Source organism: Bradyrhizobium yuanmingense, assembly GCF_025200905.1.
Lineage (GTDB): Bacteria > Pseudomonadota > Alphaproteobacteria > Rhizobiales > Xanthobacteraceae > Bradyrhizobium > Bradyrhizobium yuanmingense.
The window spans coordinates 681987-702028 of record NZ_CP104173.1; the positions used below are offsets into that span (position 1 = coordinate 681987).

General features: G+C 65.9%; 15 protein-coding genes. 9 read left to right on the forward strand and 6 right to left on the reverse strand.

Features of this window, described 5'->3' with window-relative positions; all coding sequences use genetic code 11:
• Nucleotides 1–180: 180 nt before the first annotated feature.
• The 5 genes from N2605_RS03325 (at nt 181) to N2605_RS03345 (ending at nt 9680) form a co-directional block, all read left to right on the forward strand.
• Complete coding sequence (locus tag N2605_RS03325; RefSeq protein WP_260345830.1) at nt 181–1863, forward strand: methyl-accepting chemotaxis protein; 1683 nt, start codon at nt 181–183, stop codon at nt 1861–1863.
• A gap of 12 nt (nt 1864–1875) precedes the next feature.
• Nucleotides 1876–2547, forward strand: coding sequence for an aspartate/glutamate racemase family protein (locus N2605_RS03330; RefSeq protein WP_260345831.1), 672 nt, complete (start codon nt 1876–1878; stop codon nt 2545–2547).
• Nucleotides 2548–2694: 147 nt separating this feature from the next.
• On the forward strand, nt 2695–4416 hold the full coding sequence (locus N2605_RS03335) for an AMP-binding protein (protein ID WP_260345832.1): 1722 nt from the start codon (nt 2695–2697) through the stop codon (nt 4414–4416).
• Nucleotides 4417–4424: 8 nt separating this feature from the next.
• Complete coding sequence (locus N2605_RS03340; protein ID WP_260345833.1) at nt 4425–7730, forward strand: acetyl-CoA carboxylase family protein; 3306 nt, start codon at nt 4425–4427, stop codon at nt 7728–7730.
• Between the two features lie 96 nt (nt 7731–7826).
• The gene (locus tag N2605_RS03345; protein WP_260345834.1) at nt 7827–9680 is read left to right on the forward strand and encodes a sigma-54-dependent Fis family transcriptional regulator; all 1854 of its coding nucleotides are present in this window, start codon (nt 7827–7829) and stop codon (nt 9678–9680) included.
• Nucleotides 9681–9854: 174 nt separating this feature from the next.
• Here the strand turns inward: N2605_RS03345 and N2605_RS03350 are convergent, their stop codons facing one another.
• Complete coding sequence (locus N2605_RS03350) at nt 9855–10424, reverse strand: flavin reductase family protein (RefSeq protein WP_193760499.1); 570 nt, start codon at nt 10422–10424, stop codon at nt 9855–9857.
• A 58-nt stretch (nt 10425–10482) separates the two neighbouring features.
• Nucleotides 10483–11580, reverse strand: a complete 1098-nt coding sequence (locus tag N2605_RS03355; RefSeq protein ID WP_260345835.1) for an LLM class flavin-dependent oxidoreductase — start codon at nt 11578–11580, stop codon at nt 10483–10485.
• A gap of 217 nt (nt 11581–11797) precedes the next feature.
• On the opposite strand from N2605_RS03355, the gene N2605_RS03360 reads away from it, so the two are divergent.
• The 3 genes from N2605_RS03360 to poxB all read left to right on the forward strand — a co-directional run bounded on the left by N2605_RS03360 (nt 11798) and on the right by poxB (nt 15205).
• Nucleotides 11798–12712 carry a 2-dehydro-3-deoxygalactonokinase gene (locus tag N2605_RS03360; RefSeq protein ID WP_260345836.1) on the forward strand — a complete coding sequence of 305 codons (915 nt, stop codon included), beginning with the start codon at nt 11798–11800 and terminating at the stop codon, nt 12710–12712.
• Between the two features lie 14 nt (nt 12713–12726).
• A complete protein-coding gene (locus N2605_RS03365) occupies nt 12727–13359 on the forward strand; it encodes a 2-dehydro-3-deoxy-6-phosphogalactonate aldolase (protein WP_225134832.1) in 633 nt (210 codons plus the stop codon).
• A gap of 109 nt (nt 13360–13468) precedes the next feature.
• On the forward strand, nt 13469–15205 hold the full coding sequence (gene poxB, locus N2605_RS03370; protein ID WP_260345837.1) for a ubiquinone-dependent pyruvate dehydrogenase: 1737 nt from the start codon (nt 13469–13471) through the stop codon (nt 15203–15205).
• 2 nt (nt 15206–15207) lie between these two features.
• Here poxB and N2605_RS03375 read toward each other — a convergent pair whose 3' ends face one another.
• Together N2605_RS03375 and N2605_RS03380 are read right to left on the reverse strand one after the other, a co-directional pair.
• Nucleotides 15208–15567 carry a hypothetical protein gene (locus N2605_RS03375; RefSeq protein ID WP_260345838.1) on the reverse strand — a complete coding sequence of 120 codons (360 nt, stop codon included), beginning with the start codon at nt 15565–15567 and terminating at the stop codon, nt 15208–15210.
• Nucleotides 15568–15635: 68 nt separating this feature from the next.
• Nucleotides 15636–16544 carry a PaaI family thioesterase gene (locus N2605_RS03380; RefSeq protein WP_260345839.1) on the reverse strand — a complete coding sequence of 303 codons (909 nt, stop codon included), beginning with the start codon at nt 16542–16544 and terminating at the stop codon, nt 15636–15638.
• 136 nt (nt 16545–16680) lie between these two features.
• On the opposite strand from N2605_RS03380, the gene N2605_RS03385 reads away from it, so the two are divergent.
• Nucleotides 16681–17001 carry a hypothetical protein gene (locus tag N2605_RS03385; protein WP_036009675.1) on the forward strand — a complete coding sequence of 107 codons (321 nt, stop codon included), beginning with the start codon at nt 16681–16683 and terminating at the stop codon, nt 16999–17001.
• 236 nt (nt 17002–17237) lie between these two features.
• Here N2605_RS03385 and N2605_RS03390 read toward each other — a convergent pair whose 3' ends face one another.
• Nucleotides 17238–18707 carry an amidase gene (locus N2605_RS03390; protein WP_225185742.1) on the reverse strand — a complete coding sequence of 490 codons (1470 nt, stop codon included), beginning with the start codon at nt 18705–18707 and terminating at the stop codon, nt 17238–17240.
• Nucleotides 18708–18823: 116 nt separating this feature from the next.
• Nucleotides 18824–19933 carry a cyanuric acid amidohydrolase gene (gene atzD / locus N2605_RS03395; RefSeq protein ID WP_225151789.1) on the reverse strand — a complete coding sequence of 370 codons (1110 nt, stop codon included), beginning with the start codon at nt 19931–19933 and terminating at the stop codon, nt 18824–18826.
• Nucleotides 19934–20042 lie beyond the last annotated feature (109 nt).

A 20042-nucleotide genomic window follows, 5' to 3' on the forward strand; every position in this document is an offset into this window, starting at 1 on the left:
GGTGTTCTAGATTGGAAGAATTCGTATCTCGGGTGAGGTCGGTCTTGCTTGTCTCGTGGCCATACGAGCGTGCCGGTAACCCGCAAAATTTCGGAGTGTCGGGAACCCGAATGCTTAAAGCTTTGCTAAGAGACGCGGGATAATCTGGCATATCAGCCCTTCCAATTCCTGTGAGCACCGATGATTTTCTCCCGCATCAGTTTCAAGCTGGTCCTGATTGTCGGCATCAGCCTCCTCGGCATGATCGCGTTGGCGCCGGTCGCCCTCTCGACCCTGCGCACGCAGATGGTCGCCGACCGTCAGGCCAAGACGCAGCAGATGGTCGATGTTGGCTACGGCATCCTGGCGCACTACCAGAAGCTCGAGAGCGAAGGAAAGCTCTCGCGCGAGCAGGCGCAGGCCGGCGCGATGGCCGAGATCAAGAGTCTGCGCTACGACAGGGTCGAGTATTTCTGGATCAACGACATGGCCCCCAAGATGGTCATGCATCCGATCAGGCCCGAGCTTGACGGCAAGGATCTCTCCGGGATGAAGGATCCCGCCGGCAATGCGCTGTTCATGGGCTTCGTTGACGTCGTCAACAAGCAGGGTGCGGGCTTCTACGGCTACCTCTGGCCGAAGCCCGGCTTCGACCAGCCGGTCGGGAAAATCTCCTATGTGAAGGGCTTTGCGCCCTGGGGCTGGATCATCGGCACCGGCATCTATCTGGACGACGTCGATGCCGCCTTCCGCCAGAACGCGATGACCTTCGCCTATATTTGTCTCGCTGTGCTGGTCGTGGTGCTCGGCGCCTCCTTGCTGATCGGCCGCAGCGTCACCCGGCCGCTGGCCCGGATCACCGCGCTGACCGAGCGCCTTGCCGCCGGCGACAGCGCTTTCGACGTGCCCTACACCGACCGCCGCGACGAGGTCGGCGGCCTCGCCAAGGCGCTCGCCGTGTTCAAGGACAATGCATCGGCGGTGAGCCGGATGCATGCCGAGCAGCAGGAGCTGAAGCAGAAGGCCGACGAGGAGAAGCGCAAGACCATGACCGATCTCGCCGGCAAGTTCGAGGCGAGCGTCCAGGCCGTCGTTCGCGACGTCTTCGACGAGGCCCGCGCGATGCAGCAGGCCGCGCAGGGCATGTCGGAAACCGCCAACAAGGCGAGCGACCGTGCGAGCTTCGTCGCCACCGCGTGTCAACAGGCCTCGAGCAACGTGCAGACGGTGGCCTCGGCCGCGGGCGAATTGTCGGCCTCGATCGCCGAGATCAGCCAGCGCGTCGCGCAGGCCGCGACAGTGGCCGACAAGGCCGCCGCCGACGGCCAGCGCACCAACGACACCGTGCAGGGCCTTGCCGCCGCCGCGCACAAGATCGGCGAGGTCATCGACCTCATCAACCAGATCGCCTCGCAGACCAATCTGCTCGCGCTCAACGCCACCATCGAGGCGGCGCGCGCGGGCGAGGCCGGCAAGGGCTTTGCGGTGGTCGCGAGCGAAGTGAAGTCGCTGGCGAGCCAGACCGCGAAGGCGACCGACGAGATCGGCGCGCAGATCACCGCGATCCAGGCCGAGACCAATCAGGTCGTCGGCAACATCGAGAGCATCCGCGCTACCATCATGGAGGTCAACGAGATCTCCTCGTCGATCGCCGCCGCGGTCGAGGAGCAGGGCGCCGCGACGAAGGCGATCGCGCACAGCGTGCAGGAGGCGGCCTCCGGTACCGATCAGGTCTCGCACAACATCTCCGGTGTCACCGATGCGACCGCCGAGACCGGACAGGCCGCCGGCCTCGTGCTGCAATCGAGCGGCCGGCTGACGCACAAGCTGCAATCGCTGCAGGACGAGGTCAGCGCCTTCATTGCGGGCGTGCGGGCGGCCTAGTATAGCGGGAGGATGGGCCAATACTCCGATCGACGCGCGCGCATCCTCCTGATCAATCCGAACAGCAATGAGGCGACCACCACGATGATGGTGGCGATTGCCAGGTCTGCTGCCGCCGACGGTTTCGATATCGTCGGCGCCACGGCAACGCGTGCGCCCACGATGATCGTCTCGGCGGACGCGCTGGAGGTGGCTGCGCTGGAGGCCGAGGAGATCGCGCGTCTCCGTGGCGGCGAGTGCGACGGCATCATCGTGTCGGCATTCGGTGATCCTGGCCTCGCCGGGATCAAGGTGGCGATGAAGCTGCCCGCCGTCGGCATCGGCGAATCCGCGATGCTGGAAGCCGCCGGGAACGGTCGCCGTTTCGGCGTGGCGACCACGACGCCATTGCTGAAAGCCAAGATCGATGCATTGCCTGATACGCTGGGCTTGCGCGCGAGCTACACCGGCACGCGCTTTGCTGATGGCGATCCGCAAGAACTGATGCGCGATCCGGCGCAGCTGCGCGCAGCGCTCGCCGGCGCGGTTGAGGCCTGCATTGTGCGAGACAGAGCGGAAGCGGTCATCATCGGCGGCGGGCCGCTGGGTGAAGCGGCGCGCGAGCTTCAGCCGATGTTCGCGGCGCCAATCATCGCCCCGATCCCATCTGCCGTGCGACGGATCACTCGTCTCGTCGCGGCGTAACCTCTGGTTTTTCCGCGCCGCGGCATCGGCCGTGCTGCGGAAAACTGTTTTCCTTGACATCAACTCTGCGGTGCTCGACGTGTAACGAGGTCGAGCGATGCTGCCTTGCGTCCCTCGCGAAAAGAAAAGCAACACGGGAAGGACGTCATGAACACGGGCCTCGACGAGAATGACTACCTCGCCACCTTGCGCGGCCTGTGGGACAAGGCCTGGCCGAAGGGCCTGCCGCGCTCGCCCAACTATCTGCACGGCGAAGTTCCCCTGACGGAATATCTGCGCACCTGGGCAAAGCGGAGTCCGGAGCGGCCCGCGGTGATCTTCTACGGGCATGTGACCACCTATGCCGATCTCGATCAGAAGAGCGATCGCTTTGCGGCTCTGTTGCAGGCAAAGGGCGTTCGCAAGGACGATCGCGTCGCTGTCTTCCTGCCGAACTGCCCGCAATTCCACGTCGTGTTCTTCGGTATCCTGAAGCTCGGCGCGATCCACGTCCCCATCAGCCCGCTGTCGCGCGCGTTCGAATTGTCCTACCAGCTCAACGACACCCAGGCCGAGGTGATCGTCGCGCTCGACCAGCTCATGCCTATCGTTGATCAGGTCCGCGGCGAGGTGCGCCTGCGCGAGATCATCGTCACCAGCTTCGCCGATGTCGTGCCGGCGGCGCCTGCGTTTCCCGCGCCGGACTCGATCCGCACGCCGCGCGTTGCGGTCTCCGGCGCAACTGATCTCCTGCCGGCGCTCGCGGCACTGCCCGCACCGACCCCGCTGCCGCCGCCTCACCTCGATGATGTCGCCGCGCTCAATTACACCGGCGGCACCACCGGCATGCCCAAGGGTTGCGTCCATACCCATCGCGATATGGTCTACACGGCCGCCGCCAATTACGGCATCTCGTTTCCCTCGGATGAGAGCAGCGTGTTCCTGTCGTTCTTTCCGGAGTTCTGGATTGCGGGCGAGAATTCCGGTCTGATCTTCCCGCTGTTCTCGGGCGGCACGCTGGTTCTGCTCGCGCGCTGGGACGCTGTCGGCGCGATGGCGGCGATCGACAAGTACAAGGTCACGATGACGGCGATGCCGGTCGACAGCGCGGTCGAGATGATGGACCATCCGCGCTGGAGCGAGTTCGACCTGTCGTCGCTGCAACAGGTGCGCGTGGTCTCCTTCGTCAAGAAGCTCAACGCCGGCTATCGCAGGCGCTGGAAGGATCTCACCGGCACGATCCTGATGGAGGCGGCCTGGGGCATGACCGAGACCCACACCTCCAATACTTTCACCGCTGGCTTTCAGGACGGGGATTTCGACCTCAACAGCCAGCCGATCTTCGTCGGCCTGCCGGTCCCCGGCGCCGAGTTCAAGATCACCGATTTCGAGACCGGTGCGCTGCTGCCGCTGGGAGCCGAAGGCGAGATCCGCGTGCGTACGCCGTCGCTGCTCAAGAGCTACTGGAACAAGCCCGAGGCGACGGCGGAATCGCTCGTCGACGGCTGGTTGCGCACCGGCGATATCGGCACCATCGACAAGGACGGCTTTCTGCACTTCCTCGGCCGGCGCAAGGAGATGCTGAAGGTCAAGGGCATGAGCGTGTTTCCGCCGGAGATCGAGGCGTTGCTGGGGCAGCATCCGAAGGTGCTGGGCTCGGGCGTGGTCGGCCGTGATGATCCGGACAAGGGCCAGGTGCCGGTCGCTTACATCCAGCTCAAGCCGGAAGCGATCGGCACGGTCTCAGAACAGGAACTGCGCGCCTGGTGCGCCGAGCGCATGGCCGTCTACAAGGTTCCGGAAGTCCGCCTTATCGATGCGCTGCCGCTGACGGCAACGGGCAAGGTCAGGAAGCAGGACCTCAATCCAAATCCTCCTGCCGTCCAGTGAGAGAGACGATGTCGTTCAAGAAGCTCCTGATCGCCAATCGCGGCGAGATCGCCATCCGCATCGCACGCGCGGCGGCCGATGCCGGCATTGCAACGGTCGCGATCCATCCTGCCGACGATGCGTTGTCGCTGCACGGGCGCGTTGCGGACGAGGCGATCGAGATCCCCGGTCGCGGCGCACGGGCCTATCTCGAAATCGAGGCCGTGGTGAAGGCGGCCAAGAGCGCAGCTTGCGATGCCGTACATCCCGGCTACGGCTTCCTCAGCGAGAACGCGGCTTTCGCGAAAGCCTGCGCCGACGCCGGAATCACCTTCGTCGGGCCGAAACCGGCTGCGCTCGAGCTGTTCGGCGACAAGGTTGCGGCACGTCAGCTGGCCAAACGCTGCGGCGTGCCGATCATTGCCGGCACCAGCGGGCCGTCCAGCCTCGAGGAGATCACGGCATTCTTCACCTCGCTCGGCAGCAATGCTGCGATCGTGATCAAAGCGATGGCGGGCGGTGGCGGCCGCGGCATGCGCGTGGTGGAGAACGCGTCCGATCTTTCGGAAGCCTATGCGCGCTGCCAATCCGAGGCCAAGGCGGCGTTCGGCTTCGAGGGCGTCTATGCCGAGCGGCTGATCCGGCAGGCGCGCCACATCGAGGTCCAGATCATCGGCGACCGCCATGGTGCGATCTCCCATCTCTGGGAACGCGAATGCACCATCCAGCGCCGGCACCAGAAGCTGATCGAGGTGGCGCCGAGCCCGTCATTGAGCGATGCCCTGCGCGGCCGCATCATCGAAGCGGCAAAGCAGCTGGCGGGCGCCGCGTCTTACGACAATCTCGGCACGTTCGAGTTTCTGGTCGACGGAACCGCCGAGGACAGCTTCGCCTTCATCGAGGCCAACCCGCGTCTCCAGGTCGAACACACCGTGACCGAAGAGGTGCTCGGCGTCGATCTCGTCCGCGCCCAGCTCGCGGTCGCCGCAGGCAGCACATTGAGCTCGCTCGGTCTTGCGCAGGCATCGATCCCGAAGCCGCGCGGCCATGCCATGCAGCTGCGCGTCAACATGGAAACGCTGGACGTGTCAGGCGCCACCCATCCGACCGGCGGTGTGCTCGCGGTATTCGAGCCGCCGTCGGGCCCCGGCGTGCGCGTCGATAGTTTCGGCTATGCCGGCTACAAGACCAGCGCGGCCTTCGATTCGCTGCTTGCCAAGGTGATCGTGCACACGCCGAGCGAGGCCTGGCATGACGTCGTCGCGAAAGCCTTGCGTGCGCTACGCGAGTTCCGGATAGATGGCGTCGTCACCAATATTGCCTTCCTCCAGTCGGTGCTCGCGCATCCCGATTTCAGGACCAACCGTATCGCGACTGATTTCATCGACCGCAACATTGTCAGGCTCGTGGAAGCATCGGATGGTGCCGCCAAGCCGCTTTACTTCGCCGCGGCCGAGCGTGGCGCCGGTCACAGCGCGGAGGTGCATGTCGCGCCAGCCGTACCCGAAGGCACGGTGATGGTCGCGGCGCCCTTGCAGGGAACCATCGTCACCATCCAGGTGAAGAAAGGCGAGATCGTCCGCCCCGGCCAGCAACTCGCCGTGATCGAGTCCATGAAGATGGAGCACCTCGTCATGGCCGAGCAGGGCGGGCGGGTGACAAAACTCGTCGCAGGTGACGGCGTCACGCTGCTGCATGGCGAGCCGATCCTCTATCTCGAGCCGCTTGACGTCGCCGCCGACAGCGCGGCGGCGGAAGCCGACATCGATCTCGACCATATCCGTCCCGATCTTGCCGAGCTGATCGCCCGCCAGGCCAACACGCTCGACGAGAACCGCCCCGCTGCGGTCGAGCGCCGCCGCAACACCAACCAGCGCACCGCTCGCGAGAACGTCGCCCAGCTCGTCGATGACGGCTCGTTCATGGAGTACGGCAGCCTTGCGATCGCGGCGCAGCGCCGCCGGCGCAAGCTCGACGATCTCATCAAGAACACGCCGGCGGACGGCCTCGTCATGGGCGTCGCCACTGTCAATGCCGAGAAGTTCGGGCCAGAAGGCGCGCGCTGCATCGTCGTGGCCTACGACTACACCGTGCTCGCGGGCACGCAGGGCCACATGAACCACAAGAAGATCGATCGCATGCTGACGCTGGCGGAAGACTGGCGCGTGCCGCTGGTGTTCTATGCCGAAGGCGGCGGCGGCCGGCCCGGCGACACCGACCGGCTCGGCATGACCGGCCTCGACGGGCCGTCCTTCGTGCAGTTCGCGCGGCTCTCGGGCCTTGTGCCTGTCGTCGGCGTTGTTTCCGGCTATTGCTTCGCCGGCAACGCCGCGATGCTCGGTTGCTGCGATGTCATCATCGCCACCAAGAACGCTTCGATCGGCATGGGCGGTCCCGCCATGATCGAGGGCGGCGGCCTCGGTGTCTATCATCCGGCCGAGGTCGGCCCCGTATCATTCCAGTCCCCGAACGGCGTCATCGACATCCTGGTCGAGGACGAGGAGGAAGCGACCCGCGTCGCGCAAAAATATCTGTCCTATTTCCAGGGTGCGGTGGCGGATTGGGAGGCTGCTGACCAGCGCCTGCTCCGCCGCGCCATCCCCGAGAACCGCCTGCGCGTCTATGACATCCGCAGCGTGATCGACCTCGTCGCTGACAAGGATTCCGTGCTGGAGCTGCGCCGCGACTACGGCGTCGGCATGATCACCGCACTGATCCGAATCGAAGGCAAGCCGTTCGGCCTGATTGCCAACAATCCGCGCCATCTCGGCGGCGCAATCGATGCCGATGCCGGCGACAAGGCTGCGCGTTTCCTCCAGCTCTGCGACGCCTTCGATCTGCCTGTTGTCTCGCTGTGCGACACGCCCGGCTTCATGGTCGGCCCCGAGGCGGAGAAGACCGCGATCGTGCGCCACGTCTCACGCATGTTCGTGACCGGCGCCAGCCTCACCGTGCCGCTGTTCGGCATCGTGCTGCGCAAGGGCTATGGTCTCGGCGCACAATCGATGATCGGCGGCGGCTTCCACGCCTCGTTCTTCACCGCGGCCTGGCCGACCGGGGAGTTCGGCGGCATGGGCCTGGAGGGCTACGTCCGCCTCGGCTTCCGCAAGGAGATGGAGGCGATCGCCGATCCCGAGGAGCGCGAGACCTATTACCGCAACAAGGTCGCCGAGCTCTATGCCAACGGCAAGGCGGTCTCGATCGCCTCCGTGTTCGAGATCGACAACGTCATCGACCCGGCCGAGACGCGGCGCTGGATCATGGCGGGCTTGCGCACGGTGCCGAAGCCCGAGCCGAGGACGGCGAAGAAGCGGCCGTGCATCGACACGTGGTGAGGGCGGTGCAGCAATAGCTGCTTTCCCGGTTCCCGATTGACATCCCCGCCTTTGCTGCCAGACTTTGCACAATAATACAGGGTGGAGACGTCCGCGATGGCCAGCCTCTCGGCCTCGAACCATGTCGCCCGTGTCTTGTCCGTCGCCAATCATGTGGCCGACGTCGATGCCTCCTCGCGGATTGCGAGTTCCTGGCGGCGCTGCCTCGTGAACCACAAGCTCGATCCCGCCCGCCAGGGCCCACCGCAGACGCTCACCGAAGCCGAAATCCGCCATGTCGCCGAGCCGATGGAGGAGACGATCCGGCTCGTCACGCCCGAGCTCGACGATCTCGCCCGTGTGCTGCACGACGCCGGCTACTGCGTCAATCTCGCCGATGTCAACGCGACCATGCTGTTCAGCCGTCTGCCGGGCGAAGCCGATGCAAGGATGTTTCTGGATTGGAAGATCTACACCGGCTCGAACTTCGCCGAGGCTTGCGAGGGCACCAATGGGCTCGGCACCGCGCTGGCCGAGCAGAAGCCGATCCTGGTGCATCGCGACGAGCATTTTCGGGCGCAATGGCACATGTTCTCCTGCGCGGTGGCGCCGCTGTTCGATCCGGTCGGCCGGCTCGCCGGTGCCGTCAACATCACCTCCTGCCGTGAGGATCTGGAGCGCGCCGCGCATCAGCTTGCACTTGCGGTGACGATGGAGGCGACGCGGCGGATGGAGGGTGCGATCTTCCGCGGGCATTTCCGCAATGCCTGGATCGCCACCGTGCCCGGTGACGGCGGCAGCGGCCTCGTCGCCTATGATGACGACCGCCGCATCGTCGGCGCCTGCCGCTCGGCGCGTGCGCTGCTCGGCCTCACCGACGGCATGATCGCCTCCGGCATCGACCTGTCGCGCTACCTCAAGTTCGACCATCACGCTGCGCGTGGCAGCGGCGAGATCGTCGAGCTGCGCCATGGCGACGGCCGTCCGTTGGGGCAGGGGCATGTTGCTCCGCCCCTGCGTGCGAGATCGCATGCGCCGCGCCGCGATGCGCAAGTCGATCGCTTTGATGCGTTGCACCGGCTCGCCGGCCGCGACCCCGGCCTGATCCGAAGCGTCAAACGGCTGCGGAGCATCGGCGATCACAATCTGCCGGTGCTGCTGCATGGCGAGACCGGCGTCGGCAAGGACGTGTTCGCGCGGGCCATTCACGGTGCGAGCAACCGCGCGCGCAACAATTATGTCGCGCTCAATTGCGCGGCGATGCCGGAAAGCCTGATCGACGCCGAGCTGTTCGGCTACGAGGCGGGCGCCTTCACCGGCGCGCGGCGCGAGGGTTCGAAGGGCCTGATCGTGCAGGCCGACGGCGGCACGCTGTTCCTCGACGAGATCGGCGACATGCCGATCGGCTTGCAGACGCGCCTGTTGCGCGTTCTGGAAAACCGCGAGGTCTGGCCGCTCGGCGCGCTAAAGCCCGTCACCGTCGATATTCGCCTGATCAGCGCCACGCATCGCGATCTCGGCCGCATGGCGGAAGCGGGGGCCTTCCGCGCCGACCTCTATTTTCGCCTGCGCGGCATCGAAGTGCGCCTGCCCGCCTTGCGCGAGCGCGCCGACCGCGACGACATTATCCGCCAGATCGCGCGGGAGGAGGCGCCGAGCTGCCGGCTCTCGGAGGAGGCATGGTCGCAGCTCGCGGCCTACCCGTTCCCCGGCAACATGCGCCAGCTCCGCCACGTGCTGCGGCTCGCCGGCTGCACGGCGGAAGATGGCGTCATCACCGATGCCGATCTCGATCTGCCGCCGTTTGGCGGACCGACGGAGCCTGATCTCGAAGCAGCCGAGCGTGCGACCATTGTCGCGGCGCTACGTAAGCATGATGGCCGCGTGACGGAAGCCGCGCGCGCACTGAAGCTCAGCCGCGCGACGCTCTATCGCAAGATCAAGCAGCTGAAGATCGAGACGACGCAGTAGCTCTTTCTTCCCCTCTCCCCTTGTGGGAGAGGGTGGCTCGCCGCGCCGCGGCGAGACGGGTGAGGGGTCTCTCTCCGCGTATGACTCTGGTGAGTTTGCAGAGAGATACCCCTCATCCGGCGCTTCGCGCCACCTTCTCCCACAAGGGGAGAAGGAAGAAAGCGAGCACTCGTCCTACGAAAAATCCGTCCAGCTCAGATGCCGTGCGTCGAGATCGCCGATCGTCACGTTCTCGCGGAGTTCTCGTGGCGTGTGGAAATTGCTGCGCAAGTACACGAGCGGCGTGACGGCAGCGGAATGCGAGGCGCTGCGGACCTCGCCGACGAAGATCGAATGCGTCGTTGTCTCGAACTCCTGCGCCAGCACGCAGTCGAACGCGGCCACCGCGTCCGCCAGCACCGGTGCGCCGGTCACGCCACGCGTCCATTGCCCGAAGGCGAAGCGATCGTCGCCGTCGACGCCCTTCTGGCCGCTGAAGGTGAGGGCGAGCAGCGCGTGATCCTCGTGCAAGAAGTTGATGGCGAAAGCACCTTCCTCCCGGATGCGGGCATGGGCGCTGGCGTTGCGGTTGACGCAGACGATCAGCGAGGGCGGCTTGTCCGACAACGAGCAGGCCGAGGTCACCGTCAGCCCCGTGCGCCTGCCGTGCTCGGCGCCCACCGTCACCAGCGCCACGGCGCCGGCGCATTGTCGCATCGCCTGTTTGAAATGATTGGCGTCGAAAGAATTGCCGTCCACCGTCACGCGGAAATCTCCGACAATAGAAGCGGGTGCGACACGATCGCGCCGCACCCGCTGAGCGTCAAGCCGCCTTCTTCGCGGAGCCGAGATGCGCAAGGCGCGGCATCACCTCGTTCTTCAGCAGCGAGAGCGAGTGGTGCCAGGCCTCGGCCTTGTGCTTGTAGTCGAAGCCGAACACGAGCAGCACGCCGAAGCCGCCGACCTCGTCGTAGATCTTCTGGATCTTCTCGGCGACCGTCGCGGGCGAGCCGACGATCCAGTTCCGCTTGGCGCAATATTCGACCGTGACGTCGCTGTCTGGCACATCGGGCGCGTGCTTCAGATAATCCTTGAAGCCGAAATGCCCGAGCAACGGCAGGAAGTACTCGCTCATCATCCGGCCCATCATGTCGCCGGTCGAGAGCTTCCAGGCCTCTTCGTCGGTGTCGGCGACGAATACCTCGCGCACCAGGCGCCAGTCCTGGCGGTTCGGCTTGCGGCCGGTCTTGGCGGCCCCGATCTCGACCGAGTCCCAATGGCTCGAGACATAGGCCGGGTTGAGGTTGAGGCTCATCGGGATGAAGCCGCGCTCGCCGGCGAGCTTCAGCGTGTCCGAGTTCTTGGACAAACCGGCAACGCCGATCGGCGGATGCGGCGCCTGCAGCGGCTTGATATGGGGCTTGAGGAAGTCGAACATCGTGTCTGGCTTGGTCACCGTCCAGTACTTGCCCTTGTGGGTGAAGGGCGCCGGCTCGGTCCACAGCTTCAGGATGATCTCCAGCGCCTCGCGCGTCATGTCGCGGTTCTGCCCGCTCATGCCGTCGACGTTGAACATCGCCCAGTCGCTCGGCAGCCCGCTCGCCGCCACGCCGAAATTGAGCCGGCCTTCGGAGAGATGGTCGAGCATGGCGACGCGGTTGGCGAGCTCGGCCGGGTGATGATAGGGCAGCAGGAAGCCGCCCGGCCCGATGCGCAGGCGCTTGGTCTGCATCAAGGCCTGCGCGATCAGGAGGTCCGGCGTGGGATTGGGTTCCCAGGGCGCGGTGTGGTGCTCGCCGACCCAGGCCTCCTGATAGCCGAGCTCGTCGAGCCAGCGCATGACCTGCAGGTCCCAGTCGTTGCCTTCCTTGAGGCCGCACTCCGGCGGATGCGAAGGCATCGTGAAATAGCCGATCTCCATGGGTTTCCTCATCTGATGTTGACGCGTCTTGTCGCGCGTTGACGGAGTTGAGTGATGAAGTGTCAGCAAGCGGTGTGCCAGCGCGGCGAAGCCTCAAATTCAAGAGAAAGGGCTGGTTTGCCTGCGCAATAGCCGGTATCTCGACGGGAGCCTGCCGGACATCGTCTCATATGTCGCGAGACGGCGTCTTGGCCATGAGACGAGGACGAGACTTGAAATGACCGAACCCGCCTATGTCGCGGTGGACTGGGGCACCAGCAGCTTCCGGCTCTGGCTGGTCGATCGCGCCGGTCAGGTGCTGGCCGAGCGCCGCAGCGGCGAAGGCATGCTGGCGGCGGCGAAGACCGGCTTTCCCGCGGTGCTGCAAGCGCATCTGGCCGCGGTCGAAGCGCCCGCGCATCTGCCGGTTCTGGTCTGCGGCATGGCCGGTGCCAAGACCGGCTGGGTCGAGGCCGGCTATGTCGACACGCCGGCACGGCTCTCCGCCGTCCTGCAACAGGCCGTGCGTGTCCCTGGCGAAGCGTGCGACATCCGCATCCTGCCGGGTATCGCCCAGCGCGATGCCAAGGCGCCGGACGTCATGCGCGGCGAGGAGACGCAGTTGCTCGGCGCGCTCGGCCTCGATGCCGCGGGCGAGGCGCTGGTCTGCATGCCCGGCACGCATTCGAAATGGGTTCGGGTGAAGGACGGCACGGTCGAGCGCTTTTCCACCTTCATGACCGGCGAGCTGTTCAGCGCTGTCTCGCGCGAGACGATCCTGTCGCTCGCAGTCGCCGGTGCTGATGACGCCGAAGACATCGCGAGCTTCAAGGCGGCCGTGAAGGCCGCATTCGCCGCCCCGGCCTTCGCCGCCAACCTGCTGTTCACCGCGCGGTCGCGCCAGCTTCTGTTCGGCGGCACGCCGGCCGCGGCGCGCGAGACGCTGTCGGGCACGTTGGTCGGCGTCGAGCTGGCGGCGGGCCTCTCCGGCACGGTGCCGCAAGCGGGCGTCCAGCTGATTGCCGCGGGGCGGCTTGCGGTGCTGTATCGGCTGGCATTCGAGGCGCTCTCGGTAACCGCAAATCCGGTCGATGCGGATGAAGCCGTCCGCCGCGGCCTGTCGATGGCGGCAGCCGCGATCTGGACGAGGTAGAAGGACTGCGAGAGATGAGCGTTCCCTTTCCGCCGATGCAGCGGCCGCTGGTCGCGATCCTGCGCGGCATCAAGCCTGAGGAGACCGAAGCGATCGTCGGCGTCTTGGTCGAGGCCGGCATGACCGCGATCGAGATCCCCCTGAATTCACCCGATCCGTTCCGCTCGATCGCGCTTGCCGTGAAGCTCGCGCCATCAGGCGTGTTGATCGGCGCCGGCACGGTGCTGACGACGGCAGATGTCGATCGTCTCAACGATGTCGGCGGCAGGCTGATGGTCTCGCCCAATGTCGACACCGAAGTGCTGGCGCGCGCGCATCAGCATCGCATGGTGACCATGCCCGGCGTGTTCTCGCCGACCGAGGCGCTGCTGGCGGCGCGCGCGGGCGCGTCGAGCCTGAAATTCTTTCCGGCGAGCGTGCTCGGCGCTGCCGGCATCGCCGCGATCCGTGCCGTGCTGCCGGCAGGCGTGATGATCGCCGCTGTCGGCGGCGTCTCCGATCAGAATTTTGCCGAGTACATCAAGGGCGGGGTGACCGCCTTCGGGCTCGGCTCCAGCCTCTACAAGCCAGGCATGACGGCAACAGATGTCGCAGCCCGCGCAGAGGTGACAATTGCCGCTTACGATCGGGCAATTCAGAAAGATTGAGCCGACAATAAACTAGCCGTAATCCTGACTTGGTCTATTCTGCCATATGGTGGCGCGATGCCGACATGCGCGCATCGTGTTATGCGACTGGGTGAATCAGGAGACCGACATGGCGATCAACAACGTGGCCGATCTGTTCGTGGCAACGCTCGAACAGGCCGGGGTCAAGCGCATCTACGGCATCGTCGGCGACAGCCTGAACGCGCTCACCGAGGCGCTGCGTCGCCGCGGCACGATCGAATGGATCCATGTCCGCCACGAGGAGGTCGCGGCCTTCGCGGCGGCCGGCGAAGCCGAGATGACCGGGAGCCTCGCGGTCTGCGCGGGCTCCTGCGGCCCCGGCAATCTGCATCTGATCAACGGCCTGTTCGATGCGCATCGCAGCCGCGTTCCCGTGCTGGCGATCGCGGCGCAGATCCCGACCGCCGAGATCGGCGGCGGCTATTTCCAGGAGACGCATCCGCAAAACCTGTTCCGCGAATGCAGCCATTATTGCGAGCTGGTGTCGGACCCGAGCCAGCTGCCTTACGTGCTGGAGAATGCAATTCGCGCGGCGGTCGGCTTGCGCGGCGTCGCCGTCGTCGCCATGCCCGGCGATGTCGCGTTCCGCAGTCCTCCGAAGCGCGCGCTGTCGACGACGCGCGGCCTTGCGCTGGCTCCGCCGAAGGTCGTGCCGCAAGCGGATGAGCTGCAGGCGCTCGCGGATCTCCTCAACGGCGCCGAGCGCATCACGCTGTTCTGCGGCCGCGGCTGCGCCGGCGCGCATGCGCCTTTGATGCAACTCGCTGAAGCGCTGAAGAGCCCGATCGTGCACGCGCTCGGCGGCAAGGAGCATGTCGAATACGACAACCCCTATGACGTCGGCATGACCGGCTTCATCGGCTTCTCCTCGGGCTACGCCGCGATGCACGCCTGCGATGCACTGGTGATGCTCGGCACCGACTTCCCCTACAAGCAGTTCTTCCCTGATGATGCGAAGGTCGCGCAGATCGACATCCGTCCGGAAAATCTGGGACGGCGCTGCAGGATCGATCTCGGTCTCGTCGGCGACGTCAAGCTCACCATCGAGGCGCTGCTGCCGCTGCTCAAGACGAAGACGCAGCGCAAGCATCTCGACGACGCCGTCGCGCATTACAAGAGAGCCCGCGAGGGCCTCGATTCGCTAGCCAAGGGCACGCCCGGAGCCAAGCCGATCCATCCGCAATATCTCGCCAAGGTCATCAGCGACCATGCCTCCGACGATGCCGTCTTCACCGCCGATGTCGGCACCCCGACGGTGTGGGCGGCGCGCTATCTCGACATGAACGGCCGCCGCCGGCTGATCGGCTCCTTCGTTCACGGCTCGATGGCCAATGCCATGCCGCAGGCGATCGGGGCGCAAGCGGCGCAGCCCGGACGCCAGGTCATCTCGCTCTCCGGCGACGGCGGCTTCACCATGCTGATGGGCGACCTGATCACGCTGACGCAGGAGAAGCTGCCGGTGAAGGTGGTCGTCTTCAACAACGGCGTGCTCGGCTTCGTCGCGCTGGAGATGAAGGCGGCGGGCTTCGTCGACACAAATGTCGACCTGGAGAACCCGGATTTCGCCGCGATGGCGCGCGCGATGGGCATCTTTGCCAAGCGCGTCGAGGATCCCGGCGAGCTTCCGGGCGCGATGAAAGAGATGCTGGCGCACAATGGGCCGGCGCTGCTCGATGTTGTCACCGCCAAGCAGGAGCTGTCGATGCCCCCGACCATCACGGCCGAGCAGGTGAAGGGCTTCAGCCTCTGGGTGTTGCGTGCGGTGATGAACGGACGCGGTGACGAGGTGCTCGACCTCGCGAAGACGAACCTGTTGCCGCGGTGATATCAGCCGACGCGGTGGTTCACCTCTCCCCGCCGAGGAGAGGTGAACGTCTGCCAGTGCAGCACGATGCCGATCAGCATCGCCGGCAGAAAGCCGAGCGCGATCAGGAAATGCGGCAGCTGCTTCGGCGAGATGAGGGCGATGGCGATATCGGAGATCAGCCACAGCGCTGCGAACATCACCGCAAAATCCGTTCGCGGGCACCGCAGGTAATAGAACACGGCGGTGATGACGATGGCCGGGCCGATCGCGATGCCGATCATGATCGCGGTCAGCTCCTTCGGCGTCAGCGTGTCGAGCACCATCGATGCCAGCAGCCAGAGTGCGGCGAACATGGCAACGATGTCGAGCGGATGCCGCAATCCAATTCCTCTGGCGAAAGGCGCGCTATCGTTGGGGCCGGAGCTGCGGCCGTCAAGTCAAAATGGGCTTATTCCTCGTCACTTCCAGGCGTCGGGCGCAGCATGAAGTGACCGAAAGCGGTGGCGATCGGCTTCAAAGCATCGTCCTGCCAGGCCCGCGCCTCGAAGGCGACGATACGTCGGCCCTGCTTCACGATCGAGACGTCGGCAAACGTGTCGAGCGCGCGTCCGGAGCGCAAGTAGTTGACGGTGAGGCCGATCGGCTTGGGCGGTGCGCTAGCGCCGAGCTCCCGCGCCACGCCGATGATGGCGGTGGTCTCGAGGAAGGCGCCCGTCATGCCGCCATGGATCGCCGGCAGGATCGGATTGCCGATGATCTGCGGCGAGAACGGCATCGTCAGCGTGCCGTCATCGTTGACGCGGATGCCGAGGGCGCGCGCGAACGGGCTGCGCGCAAAGGGCCCGTCCGGATCCTCCGGCGCGTCCAGCGTCGGGATGCTGCGCGCATCCATCCGGCGGTCGGCGAGCATGTTGGTGCGGTTGGCGCCGATCATGAAGCAGGCGGTCGCGGTCGCGACCGGATCGTCCTCGGACTCCTGATAGGCGGTGGAGCGCACGAAGGCGATCGAGCGCGTGGTGCGGTAGCAGACCGAATGCGCTTTGATGTCGAGGCCGGGCGTTGTCGGCTTCTGGTAGTCGATGCGCAGATCCAGGGTCGCGATCGCGCGGGTGCCGTCGAGCGCAAGTTGCACCGCCATGCCGCAGCTCTCGTCCAGCATCGCGGTGACGACGCCGCCATGCAGCACGCCGGTCGCGGTGTCGCCGACGAAGACCGGTCGATAGGGCAGGCTGGACCAAGCCTCGCCAGGTGCGAACCGGTCGAGCTGGAGCCCGCTGATATGGCCGTAATCGGAGCGGCGGCCCTTGATGGCCTCGGCGAGTTCCTCGAAGGCAAGCGTGGTCGGCGTGGTGCTCATGGGGACCTTCTAGACCAGTGTCGGGCCTCGCGCAAAATCCCGAATGAGCCCCGCATGGGACGGTTTGGTCTCGACAGGGCGCGCCGAAGCGTCGATGGTGGGCGCTTCGTTCGTCGATGAACTGCAAGGAGCGCCCATGGCCGACCCCGAAACGCCCTCGACCGCCCAGGGGCCCGTCACCATTTCCACCTCCAGCGCCGAGCGGGCGCCGATCATCTATTTCGACGGCGCATCCTGCTTCGGTCACCACAACGGCGCGATCCAGATCGAGCTTGCCGCAAACCTGTTGATGCCGGTCGGCGCTGCCGTCAGGGTCGACGTGGTCCAGACCGCGCATCTGCGTTGCAGTGTCGCCGCAGCACTGGCACTGCGCGAAGCCCTCGAAAAGGCGCTCGCGATGTATCAGCAGGGTCAGAAGCAGCCGGTGGCGGAGGAGATACCGGCGGTCAAGAACTGAGGCTGTTGCGATCGCGTATCGATGCGATCGCACACTTGCTAAAGCGAGATCCATGCCACGGGCTCGCTGCAACCTCTCCCGCTTGCGGGAGAGGTCGCGCCGAAGGCGCGGGTGAGGGCTTTCTCCTCTAGGGGATTGTCCCATCGCGGAAACACCCTCTCCCCAGCCCTCTCCCGCAAGCGGGAGAGGGAGTGCACCTCCGCCGTAGCGATCGAACTGATCTCATCACGCTCTAGTTAGCCTACATGCACCTTCGGTTTTTTGCCGCCGTTCCACTTGCCGTCGAGCGCGCGCTCGATCTGGGCGGCTAGCTGCAGCAACAGGCCGTCATTGGCCTGCTTGGCGATGGCCTGGATGCCGAGCGGCAGGCCGTGGTCTTGCGCCGCCATCGGCATCGAGATCGCCGGCATGCCGCAGAGATTGGCGAGCGGCGTGAAGGCGAAGAAGCGCCAGAGATTCTCGAACCAGTCGCGCACATCAGGATTGTCCGAGATGGTGAGATATTCCCTGGTGCCGACCTTCGGCGTCGGCAGCGCCGTGATCGGCGTCAGGATCACGTCCCATTGCTCGAAGAAGCTGCCGAAGCCGCGCGAGGTCGTGTTGAACACGGCCTGCATCTTCGCCCGCTCGGCAAAGCTGGTGTGGCGCCCGGCTTCCCAGATGCGGATGTTCATCGGCTCGATCAGATCCTCCGGCGGCTTTTCCAGTCCGCGCGCAGCGAGCATGTTGGAGATCACCACCGCGAAGTTCGAGATGTAGCAGGTGGTCTGCGCCTCGAAGGCGGCCGGGAGGTCGATCTCCGGCAGCGCATAGTCGACGTGATGGCCGAGGCCTTCGAGGAAGCGTCCGGCCTTCTCCAGCTCGGCAGCGAGCTCGGGCGTCGCGGTGTAATTGCCCCATGTGTGCGACAGCGCGATGCGAAGCTTGCCGGGATCGCGCTTGATCATCTCGCAATAAGGCTGCGCCGTGGTCCAGAACGGCATGAACTCGCCGGGCGCAGGCCCGCGCGCATGATCGACGAAGGCGGCAGTGTCGCGCACCGAGCGCGACTGGCAGCCCTGGATCGAGACGAGGCCGGTCAGGTCCGACATGTGCGGCGCGAGCGAGAACACGCCGCGCGAGACCTTCAGGCCGATATTGCCGTTGACGCCGGCGGGAATGCGGATCGAGCCGCCGCCGTCGGTCGCATGCGCGATCGGCACCACGCCCGCGGCCACCATCGCGGCGCTGCCTGCCGATGAGCCGCAGGTGGTGTAGTCCGTATTCCAGGGATTGCGCGTGACGTAGACGGCAGGATTGTCGGCCGACGAGCACACGCCGAATTCTGGCGTCGTGGTGCGACCGATCAGGTTGAGCCCCGCCTGACGGAATTTGCCGGTAAGGAACGTATCGGCGCTGGCGCGATTGCCGCGCATCAAGAGCGAGCCCATCTCCTGCAGCCGGCCCTTCATGGTCGGCCCGAGGTCCTTCATCAGGAAGGGCAGGCCGGCGAACGGACCTGCGAGATTGGCGCCGTCCTTGGCGGGATCGGCGATCACGTCCTCGAACAGCTCGACCACGCCGGACAGCGCTGGATTGACTTTGGCAACGCCCGCGGCGGCCTGGCGCGCCAGCTCCTTCGCCGTCAGCTCGCCCTTGCGAACGCGCCCCGCCAGCGCGACGCCATCGTGCTGTGCCCATTCATTCCAGCTCATCGGCAAAGTCATGAAGTCAAATCCCCTTAAGGTCGCGGCGTCACCTTTTTCGCAACGGCCCGCGTGAATCAACCGAGGCGCCACGAGGGGCAGGGTTGCGCCCGGCGGAGAGGTCGGGCTGCCGGCTATCAATCCGACAGTCGTGCGATCGCTGCAACCGGGCCGCCGCCGGCCGGCCCCTGATGCTCGGCGCCGCCGGACACGTAGACCGCGCCGGTGCCAGCAAGGCCCGCGATCAGGCCGCCGACCGCTGCGCGGGCGTGGCGTGTCGAGCTGATGTCAGTGTCTTCAAGCATGGTGTGGCGGAAGCCGCGCACGGTGCCGTCCGGCGAGGCCTCAGCCTTGGCGAAGATGTTGACGAGCGTGCGGCCCGCGGTGGTTTGCGGCGCCGCGCCGAGCCCGACACTGTTCAACGCCGATAGCACCGCCGCAGCGTCGATCGCATCCTCCATCACGCCATGCCCGACCACATAGTCACTTACCGATGACGCCGAATTGCCGAGCACGATGACGACGTTATGCATCAGCTCGATCCCCGACGAGGTCGAGGCCACCTTGGAGAACAGATCATAGCGCCGCAGCACGTCCTCGTCGCCGACGTTGGAACTGATCTCGCCGAGCGCGACCGCAACGCCCAACGCGGACGCACCGCGCGAATAGGCCATCGAGCCGTAAGCGTTTGTCGTTGCCGTTGTGTTGCCGCGGGCGTTTGCCGCCGCAACGCGCTCGCTGGTCAGCAGCGGGCATTTGATCTGCACGAAATGAACGTCCGCGGGATCGTTGATGCCGGCATCGGCCATGGCGGCTTGCACGGCCTTCGCTGTCTCGGCGATCTGCGCGGCGCGGCCGAGCTCCTCGGGCAAGAAGTCCCGCGTGTGCGCCATGCCGATGCTGAGGCGCTTGCCGGACAGGCCTGCCGGGCGCTCGGCCTCGCTCCGTGTGAACACCGTAAGATGCGGACTGAGTACGCCCTCGGTGCCGCCGGACATCACGAAGGCGATACGCTGCTCGACGGCCTCCGCCGACAGGCCGAGCTTGGGCGCCAGCGCCGTGCAGAGCGCGGCCACCGCGTATTCCCGGGTAAAATCGTTGACGCCGCCATTGCCCTCGGTCTTGCCGAGAACGGCAAGGATCGAGTCGGGATCGATCGCGCCGGAGCCGATCAAGTCCATCAGGCCGGAGACGTCGCCGGGTCCCGTGGTGGCGATCCTGAAGACGCCGACCGATGTGGTACGCATGATTGGTCCTCGTGCGGAGAGTTCATTGGCCCGGCGGGAGCAAGCAGGCGCGGAACGCGGGGCCGATGTCAAGTCGCCGCGCCCCCACGAATGTGGCGAGATCGCATCG

What these genes read in the sequence shown, in the direction of transcription:
- N2605_RS03325 (WP_260345830.1), top strand. Translation starts at nt 181, where the DNA reads ATGATTTTCTCCCGCATCAGTTTCAAGCTGGTCCTGATTGTCGGCATC.
- N2605_RS03330 (WP_260345831.1), top strand. Translation starts at nt 1,876, where the DNA reads ATGGGCCAATACTCCGATCGACGCGCGCGCATCCTCCTGATCAATCCG.
- N2605_RS03335 (WP_260345832.1), top strand. Translation starts at nt 2,695, where the DNA reads ATGAACACGGGCCTCGACGAGAATGACTACCTCGCCACCTTGCGCGGC.
- N2605_RS03340 (WP_260345833.1), top strand. Translation starts at nt 4,425, where the DNA reads ATGTCGTTCAAGAAGCTCCTGATCGCCAATCGCGGCGAGATCGCCATC.
- N2605_RS03345 (WP_260345834.1), top strand. Translation starts at nt 7,827, where the DNA reads ATGGCCAGCCTCTCGGCCTCGAACCATGTCGCCCGTGTCTTGTCCGTC.
- N2605_RS03355 (WP_260345835.1), bottom strand. Translation starts at nt 11,580, where the DNA reads ATGGAGATCGGCTATTTCACGATGCCTTCGCATCCGCCGGAGTGCGGC.
- N2605_RS03360 (WP_260345836.1), top strand. Translation starts at nt 11,798, where the DNA reads ATGACCGAACCCGCCTATGTCGCGGTGGACTGGGGCACCAGCAGCTTC.
- N2605_RS03365 (WP_225134832.1), top strand. Translation starts at nt 12,727, where the DNA reads ATGAGCGTTCCCTTTCCGCCGATGCAGCGGCCGCTGGTCGCGATCCTG.
- poxB (WP_260345837.1), top strand. Translation starts at nt 13,469, where the DNA reads ATGGCGATCAACAACGTGGCCGATCTGTTCGTGGCAACGCTCGAACAG.
- N2605_RS03380 (WP_260345839.1), bottom strand. Translation starts at nt 16,544, where the DNA reads ATGAGCACCACGCCGACCACGCTTGCCTTCGAGGAACTCGCCGAGGCC.
- N2605_RS03385 (WP_036009675.1), top strand. Translation starts at nt 16,681, where the DNA reads ATGGCCGACCCCGAAACGCCCTCGACCGCCCAGGGGCCCGTCACCATT.
- N2605_RS03390 (WP_225185742.1), bottom strand. Translation starts at nt 18,707, where the DNA reads ATGACTTTGCCGATGAGCTGGAATGAATGGGCACAGCACGATGGCGTC.
- atzD (WP_225151789.1), bottom strand. Translation starts at nt 19,933, where the DNA reads ATGCGTACCACATCGGTCGGCGTCTTCAGGATCGCCACCACGGGACCC.